This window comes from Treponema bryantii, assembly GCF_900111035.1.
GTDB lineage: Bacteria > Spirochaetota > Spirochaetia > Treponematales > Treponemataceae > Treponema_D > Treponema_D bryantii_C.
In genome coordinates this window covers 85,850-98,650 of the sequence record NZ_FOFU01000007.1, presented here as the reverse complement: position 1 = coordinate 98,650, position 12,801 = coordinate 85,850, and the positions used below count along the sequence as shown (strand labels likewise).

7 protein-coding genes are annotated in these 12,801 nt (G+C 40.0%); 2 read left to right on the top strand and 5 right to left on the bottom strand.

The window, feature by feature from the left end:
• Positions 1-45: 45 nt before the first annotated feature.
• The 4 genes from BMY21_RS11710 to BMY21_RS11695 all read right to left on the bottom strand — a co-directional run bounded on the left by BMY21_RS11710 (position 46) and on the right by BMY21_RS11695 (position 6,691).
• Positions 46-2,016: a diguanylate cyclase domain-containing protein gene (locus BMY21_RS11710; RefSeq protein ID WP_074644452.1), complete on the bottom strand. Its 1,971-nt coding sequence runs from the start codon at positions 2,014-2,016 to the stop codon at positions 46-48.
• Between the two features lie 121 nt (positions 2,017-2,137).
• Positions 2,138-3,478: an acetate kinase gene (locus BMY21_RS11705; RefSeq protein WP_074644450.1), complete on the bottom strand. Its 1,341-nt coding sequence runs from the start codon at positions 3,476-3,478 to the stop codon at positions 2,138-2,140.
• Between the two features lie 116 nt (positions 3,479-3,594).
• Positions 3,595-5,280 carry a peptide ABC transporter substrate-binding protein gene (locus tag BMY21_RS11700; RefSeq protein ID WP_074644448.1) on the bottom strand — a complete coding sequence of 562 codons (1,686 nt, stop codon included), beginning with the start codon at positions 5,278-5,280 and terminating at the stop codon, positions 3,595-3,597.
• Positions 5,273-6,691 carry a TP0584 family protein gene (locus BMY21_RS11695; protein ID WP_074644446.1) on the bottom strand — a complete coding sequence of 473 codons (1,419 nt, stop codon included), beginning with the start codon at positions 6,689-6,691 and terminating at the stop codon, positions 5,273-5,275. Before BMY21_RS11695 ends, BMY21_RS11700 begins: the two co-directional genes overlap by 8 nt.
• A 166-nt stretch (positions 6,692-6,857) precedes the next feature.
• Here BMY21_RS11695 and murJ point away from each other — a divergent pair, with 166 nt between their 5' ends.
• The gene (gene murJ, locus BMY21_RS11690; RefSeq protein WP_074644443.1) at positions 6,858-8,486 is read left to right on the top strand and encodes a murein biosynthesis integral membrane protein MurJ; all 1,629 of its coding nucleotides are present in this window, start codon (positions 6,858-6,860) and stop codon (positions 8,484-8,486) included.
• Positions 8,483-9,634 (top strand): M24 family metallopeptidase, encoded by a 1,152-nt coding sequence (locus BMY21_RS11685; protein ID WP_074644441.1) that lies wholly within the window; start codon positions 8,483-8,485, stop codon positions 9,632-9,634. The genes murJ and BMY21_RS11685 overlap by 4 nt, the downstream gene beginning before the upstream one ends.
• On the opposite strand, the gene BMY21_RS11680 is transcribed toward BMY21_RS11685, so the two are convergent.
• Positions 9,631-12,786: a tetratricopeptide repeat protein gene (locus BMY21_RS11680; RefSeq protein WP_074644438.1), complete on the bottom strand. Its 3,156-nt coding sequence runs from the start codon at positions 12,784-12,786 to the stop codon at positions 9,631-9,633. The genes BMY21_RS11685 and BMY21_RS11680 overlap by 4 nt on opposite strands.
• Positions 12,787-12,801 lie beyond the last annotated feature (15 nt).

The window sequence follows — 12,801 nt, the reverse complement described above, 5'->3', positions numbered from 1 at the left end:
ATGATATTTTTTGAATAAAAATGCAAGATATAATTTGAACCTTATTTATTTCTTTTGACCATCACGCTGGGCATGCTTAATCTTTTTTTCTTCATAGAGATTTTTATCTGCCTCTTTCAACAGCTCATGAAGGTCTGAGTTTTTTGAATCAAACTCTACAGGACCAATACTTATTGATAAGGTGAACGGCAGCTTTGCATCTTTTGAAAACTGTTCATTAAGAATAGCCAGGCGCTTGCGTAAATCATCAACCTTGTACATCGGGAAACGTGGAGCAACAACTCCAAACTCATCTCCACTCAAACGGCCGACCATATCTGAATCACGGAAGGCTGCCCTTAATACCATTGCCTCTGTTTTTATTGCAAGGTCACCTATTTCATGTCCCCAGGTATCGTTCATTGTTTTTAGGCCGTCCAAGTCGCAGAAGAAAACACAGCCTTTGTCATCAGAAATTGTAGCAATGTCTATTAACTGCTGACCGTATTCCATAAAACCACGGCGATTAAAAAGCTGCGTAAGTTCATCTGTTTTTGACTGAAAATTGAGGGTCTGATTTTTTTCAGCTAACTTTGCATGTTCTGCTTCTTTCACAGAATATACAAAAGAATGGACAAAGGAATTTACAAGAATCTTAAGGAAGATTGTATAAATCGGATATTTATTTGTAGGTAGTCTGCAGACAAGGTATCCATAATTTGTGCCCTGTAAGAAAATTGGAAGCAGATAATAATTTCCTCTGTAAAGATCTTCAAATCCATCAGGAAGAATTTTCTTATGAGGATTAAATTCTATTCCACCTTCACCATAATAGTTTTCTGCAAGATCACGATTTTCATCTATCAGCATGAGAAGTTTTGCCTTGTCCGGCATAACAAAATCATCACTAGGAGAAAGTTCTATTGCCTCATCGTAAACACAAATGGCAAGCATGTGGATATGAACTACCTTAAGATTTGTCACAACTGTTTTAAAGTATTCATTCATTGAGGTAACGGAGTCCGTCATATTCAGAACGTGATAAATGGTAGCCATATCATTTAAGCCGTTTCCAAACAGATCCAGCTCTGTCATTACCATTGTATCACGATCGTGATAGCCGCCGCCATTATCGTAATAACCGTAAGATTTAAGTTTAAGATCCATACAGCCGCACGACTGTCTGTAAAGCGGATAAGCCTGAGTTTTTACAACTTTAGGAACATCTTCTCCACAAAGAAGTTTATAGGCGAGCTCGGCTGCATCATAACCGGTTTGAGCAACCTTCTGACTTATTGTTGAAAGATTAGGTATACAGGTAACTGCAACCTCCGCATCATCAAAACCAAAAACACAGACATCATCAGGAACATTTACTTCCAGTTCTGCAAAAATACTTTCAACTCCTGCTGCCATATAATCATTGGCACAAAGAATTGCATCAAACGGCACTTCTTCGCGTGATTTATATTTTCCTTTGATACAGTCATAGGCAGACCGGGGTGTAAAATTTCCGGCAAAAATCCAGTCTTCATTTATCTCAAGTCCGTGTTTTTTCATTGCAGCACGAAAAGCATTTTCACGGCCTTCTGATTCAGGGGAATGTGTAAGTGCTGCAGACATAAAAGCAATCTTTTTCCTGTTGTGCTTTTCTATAAGATGCCCGACTATTTCGTCATAGGCATCTTCGCACGAAATACAGGTATAATGATTTGTCGGTAAATCAAGAGGATTTGAAATAGAAATTACCGGCTTCGGCATAAGACACTCAAAAGCCTTTGCCAGTTCCTCACACGTCATGTCATGACAAAAAGAATTTGAAACAACTATTACTGCATCTACATTTTCTGATTTTATAAGTTCGAGCGCTGTCCAATACTGATAATCATATTGAAAGGCTTCGTTATGAGGCGCGTTGATTGTTGAAATAATTACGTGTACATCGTTTTTGTCCCTGAGATAATCAATAATGCCATCTACAACAACAATGTTGTACTCTACTGTCAGGTCATACACTAGTACGGCAATGTTTTTCATACATTTAATTATACAACAGGGAAAGAATTAAGTAAAAAATTTTTTTAAATAAAAAAATCCCCGTAAACAAGATTACGGGGACACATATATAAGGATTGATTTTGCTAATAATGCAGATAAATTACTTCAACAAATCGCGTGCAAGAATCTTAGCAATGTTTGGTCTCTTAACGAGGTCACCCTTCAAGCCTTCCTCGCGAGCCTTGTTTACATAGTTAGGATCCTGGAAGCTGTACTTGAAGTTTGTATGAACATCGTAAGTTCCCTTCATAAGAGCGTAAGCATCTTCTGTCATTACGAGCTCTTCGTCTGTTGGGATAACGAAAATCTTTGTCTTTGAATCATCAGCGTGGATGTATGTTTCAGCGTTACCTGTGAATGACCATTCGTTGCGCTGTGCATCAATTTTGATACCGTAGTTTTCAAGACCTGAACAAGCCTTCATACGAGTGATTGGTCCGCGTTCTCCAACACCTGCAGTCCATACGATAGCATCTACGTGTCCGAGTTCTGCCATGAAAGCACCGATGTACTTCTTAATGCGGAGAGCTTCCATTTCGATAGAAAGCTGGCAGAGCTTGTCGCCCTTTGCGGCGTCGATTTCGATATCGCGGCGGTCTGAATATTTTCCTGTAATACCAAGACAACCACACTTCTTGTTGAGTGCCTTGTCCATTTCGTCAGCAGACATTCCAGTTTTTCTCATGATGTAGAAAGGAAGAGCTGGGTCGAGGTCTCCGGAACGAGTTCCCATTACAAGACCTTCAAGAGGAGTAATACCCATTGTTGTATCGTAGCAAACGCCGTTCTTAACAGCACACATAGAAGAACCGTTTCCAATGTGGCAGATGATAAGGTTGCAGTCTTTTGGATCTTTTCCAAGGAGAACTGCAGCGCGTTTTGCTGTGTAAAGGAATGAAGTTCCGTGGAAACCGTAGCGGCGGGCAGCGTACTTCTCATACCATTCGCGTGGAATAGCGTACTGGAAAGTTTCTTCCGGCATTGTCTGGTGCCATGCTGTATCCATGATAGCTGAGTGAGGAACGTTTGGCATTACCTTCTGAGCAGCTTCAATACCCATGATGTTAGCTGGCATGTGGAGAGGTCCGAGGTCTACTACCTCGCGGAATCCGTCGAGAACCTCTGGAGTGATAAGTACAGACTTTGTGAACTTTTCGCCACCATGAAGTACGCGGTGACCTACAGCTCCAATTTCGTCCATAGATTTAATTACACCAACTTCTGGATCTGTGATTTCTTTAATAATAAGTTCGATTGCTTCTTTGTGAGTTGGACAAGGACTTTCGATTTCTGTTTTCTGTCCCTTAGCCTTGTGAGTAATGCAGCTTCCTTCAATACCGATGCGTTCTACAACACCGTTAGCCATTACTTCTTTGTTGTCCCAGTCATAAACCTGGTACTTTGCAGATGATGATCCGCAGTTCAATGTAAGAATTACCATTGATATCTCCTAAAAATTGAATGCAAAAAAAATATGGTGGTTATTCTTCGGTCCCTGAGCGGAGTCGAAGGGTAAACCACCATCGTAATTATAAAAAAATTCAAAGCGATTTTCAATTATTTCATAACAATATTTTCAGAATTGAACTTAGGCTGTTTTTTATACAGATACTTAAGCGGATGAATATCGAAGGCATTTACGTACCAGCCGCCTACTTCCTTTACATCTACAATATTCGAAGAAACAGAGCGATAAAGCGGCATCACCATTCCATCATCAAGAAGGATTGTTTCTGCCTGACCAAGGAGTTTCATTCTCTCTGTTTCATCTGCAGTGGCAGCCTGTTCCAGAAGTTTATCAAAGTGTTCATTCTTCCAGCCAGATTCATTCATTGTAGAACCACCACGGAAAAGTTCCAGGAAGGCCAGAGGGTCAGCAAAATCTCCAATCCATGAAGTAACAAAAATATCTGCATCTGCAGAACCTATAGATGCATAATACTGATATGAAGGTATTTTTCTGATTTCAAGTTCAATTCCAAGAGGATCAAAAGATTCCCTCAAAAGCTTTTCATCTTCTTCTGTAAACTCGTTTTCAAAAACGTGCATCACAAGAGGAATTATTTCTTCCTGTGAAACACCGTATTTTGCACGGGCATCCTTCATTCTCATAGAAGCTTCAATTGCATCAGTATAATCAAAACCATCTATCTGAGGATAACCAGAAAGCGGATAAACAAGTGTAGTTGCAGGAATCAGATATTTTTTATGCATATGATTCCACGGAAAAGCCTCGAGCAAAGCATTTCTGAATTCAGGATAATCCCAGACCGTAGAACACTTGCTTTCTGCAGGCTTTTTAGAACTCATCTTAAAATACAGGAATCCAGTTCCAAACGAAGCATTTACCTGAATTGCAGAAAGATCAAGAAGTTTCATCTGATTTACCTGAGCAGTAACCCAATCTACCGCGCCGGTATTAAAATAGTAAGTATTATCATCTGCATTTTCTGACTGAACAAAAGTAATGCGTTCAAGAGTAACTTTTTCGTGATCCCAGTAATAAGGATTTTTCTTCAGGATATATTTACGGTCGGCTATAATCTCAAGTTCGTAGGCACCGCTGTAAACTTCCGGGTTACTGTGAGTAATTGAAAAGGCGGTATGACAGAGAATTTTTGGAAGATAGTTAGCAGGTGTATTCAGATAGATAGAAAGCACATTTTCTGCAGTTGCATAAATGCCTACTTCATCATAATTTCCCTGTCCGTTACGGAAAGCTTCGGCACCGCGTACAATATCAAACAGAGAAGAATAAGGAGCTGCAGGATTTGCAAGCATACGAAGCCAGCTGTCACGAACACTTTCGGCGGTAATCTTTTCGCCATTACTGAAACAGGCATCATCACGCAGGGTAATTGTCCAGCGCTTTTTATCACGGGAAATCTTAAACTCTTTTGCGATTGCATACTGAGGCTCAAGCGAAATAGGACTGATTGTAAAGAGTCCTTCATAAAGGCCGTTTAAAAGCTGTGAATCACTTGAGTAATTTGTAATCTGTGGATTAAGTTCATGAACGCGAACAGACTCAACGATTATAAAATTCTGCTGAAGTTCCTGTGGTAATTTTTCCTTCTGTTCAGCAGCACGCTGTTCTTCATTTTCAAGTTCAAGCAGTTCTTCTGGAGTAAGTTCTCCATGTCCTTCAGATTTTTCTTCAGAATTATTCTGGGCAAAACATGGAGATATAATAAGTGCGGCAAATAAAAACGCTGCAGCACATTTTCTGATTTTTTTAAGCATTATTTGATATTCCTAATTTCTGCATTTGTTCTGATTCTTCTTTATAAGAAACATAATCACTGCGTTTCTTATTAGCATTTATTATGGAATTGCGCAAGGCAGAAAGTTCAATCTGCATTCCCTTTACATGGGCTTTTAATTCATTCTGAACTTCCTTTTTGAAATATGCATCAAGAGAATTTATTATGACAAATTTTGACTGAAGCTCAGAAATCTGTTTATTTACAAAGCTTAAAATCATATCTTCCTGAACGGATTCAATTTTCTGATATTCATTTCCCTTTGCAGCAATTCCATTATATATACGTTCTTTCTTTGCAAGATCTGAAAGGAAATCACTGACATTAAGTTTTTGAACTCGTTCAACACCAGTTTTTGAATCCTTTACAGGAAGCTGGCAGATTCTTTCTTTTTCTTTAAGATTAAAGGCTTTTCTAAGCAAAGCCATAAACTTATTCCAGAAGTTTGCTTTACGTGTATAAAGCACATCAAAATTGTCTGTAAGTTTTGTATGCAATTGAATTAAAGTAGGTGCCGTTGCTCCAAGTGCAAGTACTGTCTGCATAAGCATTTCTTTTGTATCTGGACCAGTCTTTTTCTTAGCAGCTGTTTTTGCTGCATTCTTAATTGCAAGTTTCTCTAATACGGCAGCCTGTTTTCTTTCTTTATCAGGACCATGATCTTCTTCTATAATTTCATTTACAAGATCATTATAAAAATTCTTTTTTCCTGTTACTTTTGAATAGAGTCTCTTAATTTCTGAAAGCTCACCTTCTGCAGACTCAGCAGCTTTTGCCTTATCAAAATCAGGATGCTCAAATAAATCTTTTCGAAGACCACCCTTATAAAGCTCCCGCTGGAAAACACCGAGTTCTGTAAGCATCTTTTCAATAGTTTTTGATGCCTGCGCGCTTTTTGCAACGCTGTCGTTAATCATACTCTGAACAACACTTGGAGCTCCGTTTTTAGCACCATTAACAGTAATAGCCAGCGCTCTTGTATTCATTTTTGCGTTGTTCATAGAAAGGTCATCCCATTCAAAGACCTTATTAAAATCGAGCAGTTTTTTTACATTCTGGAGAGTGAAAGATTCTGTTGAAAAACGAAAGTAGGTACAGATGTAATCCAGCATGGTTTCATAATCTGAAAAGCGTTCTCCGAAAATATTTGGGATATCGCTTTCTGCAAAAGGAGTTGAGTCTGGTACAACGATACTGGAAATCTTTTTATCAAGACGATACGGGTCAGGTACAATCAAAGACTTTTTTACAAAGTTCTCATACAAATTATGAACACAGGTATGCAGAAGTCGATACTGACTTAGCATTTCCTGTAAACACTCTGAGTTATACCATTCCTGTTTCTGACTAAGAGCCGTTTGCAGCTCCTGCCTAAATTTTTCCTCTTCCATATCTTCTATTATCGGCAGAAAGTCTCAATTACTTGCTTAAAATTTTCACAGGGGTTCCTGGCACCACCGATTCAAAATTTACCTCTGTTCTGCTGCCTTTATTGTCTTCTCCAACTACAAAATAAAATGAATTGAATAAAAAACGCAATTTTTTTAAAATGGTTCCATGAGTGAAAAAAAATCTAAATCTATTGTAAAATCCGGGCTGCTTCTTACCCTCATGACTTTTGCTTCCCGCATAATGGGACTTATCCGCGAAATGACAAAGGCGTCTTTTCTCGGTACCGGACTTTATGCAGACAGTTTTTCTGTTGCATTTATGCTTCCTAACCTGTTCCGAAAGCTGTTTGCTGAAAACGCAATATCAGTTGCCTTTATTCCAACCTTTAAAGATTATCTTGCACAGGAAGATACCCTCGAAAATAAAAAGACAACCCAGGAATTTCTTAATGCTACACTGACTCTTGTAACCTTTATGACAGCCTGTGTTGTTAGCCTTGGAATTCTTTTTGCTCCATTTATCATCCCGATTTTCTGTAAGGCGCCAAATCCAGATGTAGCTGATTTTGCTGCAAAAATGGAATATTACCTTCTTGAGTTCGATGAAACTACCGTGCTCACAAGAATAATGTTCCCATACCTTTTCTTGATTTCTGTTGCAGCCTTCTTCCAGGGCGTTTTAAATACCTGTGGAATTTTCGCACCTTCCGGCTTTACTCCGGTTATGTTCAACGGAATTGTAGTTCTTTCAACTTATATTCTCGCTCCTCATACTTCGAATTCAGCCCGTTCTATGGCAATCGGTACAATTATCGGAGGTTCTGTACAGGCTGTATTCCAGTGGCCTTTTGTATACAAAACAGGCTGGAAAGTTGGACTTGCTTCGCTGAAAAAGGCTTTTACAAATCCGGGAACAAGAAAGGTTATGGCTCTGCTTGCACCAACAATTGTCGGTATTGCAGCCTATCAGCTTAATGACACAGTTTCTACAGCACTCGCAAAACGCGTAGGCCCAGGAATTGCTTCGAGCCTTCAGTACAGCATCCGTCTTCAGGAACTGATTCTCGGAATTTTTGCAGTTTCAATCGGAACTGTAATCCTTCCTGATCTTTCTGGTTTTGCAAATAAAAAAGACTGGACTCAGTTTAATTCAATGCTGCTTCAGGCAATCAAAATTATGACTCTGATTTCCATTCCAATTACAGCCTACTCTCTGATTTCCGGCCGAGAACTGATTTCACTGCTATATAAACGAAATCAGTTTGATGATGAATCTGTAATTATGACGCTGGGTATTTTCCGCTTTCATATTCTGGGACTGCTTTTTATTGCACTTAACCGAATTATGGCACCGGCCTTCTATGCACAGAAAAAACCAAAGCTTCCTACTATTGCAGGACTTATAAATTTCGTCTCAAATATTCTGCTGGTTTTTATACTTTCAAAACCAATGGGTGGAAACGGAATTGCATTGGCACTCAGCCTTGCGAGTCTTTTAAACACAGTTTTCCTTTTTATCTTTATGAAAAAAATGGAAGCGATTGAAGTTGGCAGACTTTCACGGGGCACTCTGCTTTATGCGCTTAAGATGTGCGTACTTTCTGTGATTGCCTCTGTGCCGACCTACTTTGCACACAAGGCTTTGTGCGGTATATTTGATGGTCACGGAAATCTCATTGCATACGGTGCACCTGTTCTTATTTCTGCTTTACTTTTTGCGACTATAGGTGTACTCGAATTGATTATTACAAGAGATGAAGTTATCAGCGTTATTTTGAAGAAGGTGAAAAAATGAAAGAATATTCTAAAGAAGAACTGAAAGAAATCTACAAAGCACGCCGCAACGTTCTTGCTGCAAAACTCCGCGAAACTGAAACCGGAGCCTGTGTTTTTGTAGACAGCGAGGAACACCGCGATCCTGCAGTTGCTTACTACACAAATCATGCAAACGATGCTGTTCTCGTAATTTTCAGCGACGGCTACAGCGTTCTTATTGCCTGGGATGAAAATCTTGCAAAGCAGAATGCATTCTATGACAAGCTCGTTCCATTCATGCGCTATAAGAATGAAGCAAAAGATGCTGTAAAGGCAATTCTTAATGCCTGCTATACACATGGAGAAAACAGCAAGGTTGAACTTCCTCCTTACCTTACTTATCCTGATTATCTCAAATTTATTGATGCGCTTGAAAACTATGACTGCCGCTGTAAGGAAGACGGCATTCACAAGTTCGTAGTTGATTGCCGCATGATTAAAGACGAATACGAAATTGAATGTACAAAGGAAGCTGCCCGTATCGGCGACCTTATAATCGATGAAATTGAAAAGCAGGTTATAAAGGGAAAAATCAAAACAGAAACTGATGTTGCTCTTTTGATTGAAAGACGTCTCCGTGAGCACGGCTGTCAGAGAACTGGTTTTGATACTCTCGCTGCAGGCCCTTCACGAAGTTTTGCAATTCATGCATTCCCTGGATACACTGCCGCAGAATGGCCTGCACAGGGACTTTCTATTCTTGATTTTGGTGTTGTATATAACGGCTACACCAGTGACACAACTCTGACTATTGCAAAAGGTCCATTAACAAAGGAACAGGAAAAACAGCTGGATCTTGTACAGAAGGCTTATGATGAAGCGCTCAAGTTATATAAACCTGGCCGCCCTATCATCGACGCTGCTAAGAAATGTGATGCTGTATTCGCTGCGGCAAAACGTAAAATGCCTCACGGCCTTGGTCATGCAGTTGGTCTGGAAATTCATGAGCTGCCACGCGTAAATCTGCGCGCTACACCGGAAATGCTTTTTAAGCCTGGTATGATTTTAACATGTGAACCGGGCCTCTACGATGTTGAAATCGGTGGTACCCGGCTCGAAAATGATGTCCTCATCACCGAAGACGGCAATGAGGTAATTACTCATTCAAGAATTATCAGAATCGATTAAAATATAGCAACCTTCTGGTCTATAAGAGCTATCTGCTCAAGTATACCATCGGCACTTACGCACAACGCATTGCACAGCTCCCTGTCTTCAAGGCCCTGTGCAAGTTTTTTCATATCTGTGATTACATGACGGATAAGATCGTTACTTAATTCTTCATCGCAGCAGTCTTCGAGCTGGCGGTTGTATTCTTCGCCGAGAACTCCGGACTTAATAAGTGACTCTGCTGTAATAAGAAGTCCAGGTTTTCCAGACATCTTCTGAATGATGTACTCGATAACCATTCGCATACGGCAGCAGTCGAACGAGTTCTTTTCCTTTTCCGGCAGGAAGCCGGCAAGGGTACGAAGAGTTTTAAACAGTTCGAGCTCAGCAGAACAAGATTTCTTCATCTCGTCATCGTTGAGGATGCGGCCAATTTTATCAATCATATCATCAGCTGTAACAAAATTTTCATCACTTAATGGTTCATCATTTGATTCTTCAATTACCGGAGCAGGGCTCTGGTAAAAATCATCACCAAAAAGAGAAGACATTTCATCTACAGTTACAAATGGGTCACTGGTAAGTATATCCATATCGTCCTCTATAGTTTCGTCTACAACAGGCGTTTCGTCAACACTTTCTTCTTCAATTATCGAATCTTCAAAAATTGGTTCATTCTCAGCATCAGATTCTTCAACAATTGGATCCTCGTCAACTGATTCTTCTTCAAACACAGGTTCTTCTACAGAATCATCAATCGCCGATTCTTCAAAAACCGGTTCGTTCTCAACAACAGCATCTTCCTCAACAACCGGCTCATTTTCAACAACTGGCTCTTCTGCAGTTACGGTTTCATCAAAAACAGGCTCTTCAACAAAAGGTTCCTCTACGACTGTCTCATCAGCTACAGGTTCCGGCTGTAAATCATAAGCGGAAAGTTTTTCTTCCACAGCTTCTTCAACGGCCTTTTCTACAGTCTGTTGTATCATCTTTTCATTTTCCTGCTTAAGTTCATCAGCAAGTTCTTTCTGCTGAAGTGCAAGCTCTCTCTGCTGGAGTTCAAGTTCTTTCTGCTGATTTTTTAGATCCTGCATCATCTGCTGTGCTTCAGGCATAGAGATCGGAGATGAAGCGCTATGCTCAGCAAACTCAGGCTCAACAACACTGCTGTCAGGTTCGAACATCGGCTGTTCAGATTCAGCTGCTGGAGCCTCAGGACTTACCACAGGATTTCCTGCAACAGGCACAGAAGTTTCTGCTTTTGATTCTGGGATTTCTGGTTCAGCTTCTGAAACTTCTGAAGCTTCCGGCTCTGCTGCAGTTTCTTCTTCCTGATCAACGATACCGCCGTCCTCAAAATCACCAAAATCAAAATCTCCAGCATCTTCTGAAAGTCCGCTCTTCAAGTCGTTTCCAGTTTCTGCTGCATCAGGAGTCATCATTGACATCAGATCTGAATCTTCAGAATTTTCATCATATGCTTCATCTTCCTCATCAATAAGAGGTTTGTTTACAGCATCAGGATCATCATCAAAATCTTCCCAGAACTCTCCGTCCTCGCCAGAAAGCGCCTGTTCAATAGGAGGAGTTGCTTCGAGGCTGCCGATATCAGGAAGTTCATCTTCCTCATCACTACCGCTCGATAAAAGTGCATCAACCTGGTCTGCAGTATTTTCATCGTTATCTATAAGACTTCCACTCTCTGTAAGATTTCCGCCTTCTTCCTCTGGAAGTGTATCAGCATCTACAGCGATTGGCATTTCTTCATCATTATAGATTTCTTTATTTGCTTCCATTTCTGAATGAATCTTTTCAAGCTGCTTAACTGCATATATATTCGGATTCTTTAAAGACAGGCCTTTTTCATATTCAGCTTTTGCTTTATTCAATTCACCGCGGGCTGTACTGATAGTTCCAAGTAGATTATAACCTTCCGGCATATTCGGACGACTTTCAACAAACTTATTAGCCATTTCTTCTGCCTTTTCATAATTGCCAGTCTGAATATAACGGTCGGCAGCGTTAATCATATAATCCTTATAGTGGTGATTGATTTTTCTGATTTTATTGAAATATGTTTCAGCAGCTTCTTCATCTCCACGACAAACAAAATACTGACCGTAAAGATCGAGAATCTGAAGGTCTTTTCCGTCGCTCTTTTCATCAATCTTTTTAATTACATCAAGAGCTTTGTCATAGCGCTGTGCAGAAAGCAGCACATGAGAATACTGCTTACAAACATCAAGATTTTCCGGCTCAATACCAACTGCATCTACAATCTTTTCCATTGCAGGTTCAATCTTCATTCCCTTTTCGAGAGATTTAGAAAGTCCCAGCAGAATGTTGATGTCGTTATTCTTTAAACTTTCTGCACGCTTAAAAGTTTTAGTTGCATTGTCATAATCAAACTGATTCAGATAGATTCGTCCAAGAATACATAGCAGATCTACATCATCCGGATGCAGCTTAATTGACTGCTCAACAAGTTCCTGAGCCTGTTTTGTTTCCTGACATCTTATGAGAAGTTCACTAAAATCACGGATTGCTTCGAGCCAGCCCGGACGAGTTTTAAGGGCCGTTTCATAACAGCGCACTGCTTCAGGAAAGTTTTTAATATCTTCATAAACGTGAGCAAGATTGTAATTCAAAATAGGATGATTCTGATCTACCTGAAGTCCACGCTTATATGTTGCGATTGCGGTATTATAATCTTTTTTGGCAAAATAAATGGCACCAAGATGATTATGGGCAAGAACATCATCAGGATTTCGGGAAATAACAGATTCAAAGGCATCAATGGCATCATCATAAGCGCCCATCTCTTTGTAAGTAAATCCAATGCTGTAATTTACTGATGGATTATTAGCAGAACTTTCCTGAGCTTTATGCAGAATGTTTACAGAATCCTCATAGCGCTTAAGACGGCGGAAGATTCCTCCAAGGCTGACCATAGCATCGGTATTTTCTGGATTCACGGTAATTATCTGCTCATAATAAGGAATTGCTTTTTCATCCTGACCGGCACGCACATAAATGCTTCCAAGCTGCTGAAGATATTCTACATTTCCTTCATCTCCACGCAGCATCTCCTTATACAGCCTTGCTGCAGTTGTCCAGTCATGAGCTGTAATTGCATTCTGTGCCTTTGCTAAATTTAAACTGTTTGCCATATACCTTCTCCCTTC

Coding starts and splice junctions, on each gene's coding strand:
- BMY21_RS11695 (WP_074644446.1), bottom strand. CDS start 6,691: ATGGAAGAGGAAAAATTTAGGCAGGAGCTGCAAACGGCTCTTAGTCAG.
- BMY21_RS11710 (WP_074644452.1), bottom strand. CDS start 2,016: ATGAAAAACATTGCCGTACTAGTGTATGACCTGACAGTAGAGTACAAC.
- BMY21_RS11685 (WP_074644441.1), top strand. CDS start 8,483: ATGAAAGAATATTCTAAAGAAGAACTGAAAGAAATCTACAAAGCACGC.
- BMY21_RS11705 (WP_074644450.1), bottom strand. CDS start 3,478: ATGGTAATTCTTACATTGAACTGCGGATCATCATCTGCAAAGTACCAG.
- BMY21_RS11680 (WP_074644438.1), bottom strand. CDS start 12,786: ATGGCAAACAGTTTAAATTTAGCAAAGGCACAGAATGCAATTACAGCT.
- BMY21_RS11700 (WP_074644448.1), bottom strand. CDS start 5,280: ATGCTTAAAAAAATCAGAAAATGTGCTGCAGCGTTTTTATTTGCCGCA.
- murJ (WP_074644443.1), top strand. CDS start 6,858: ATGAGTGAAAAAAAATCTAAATCTATTGTAAAATCCGGGCTGCTTCTT.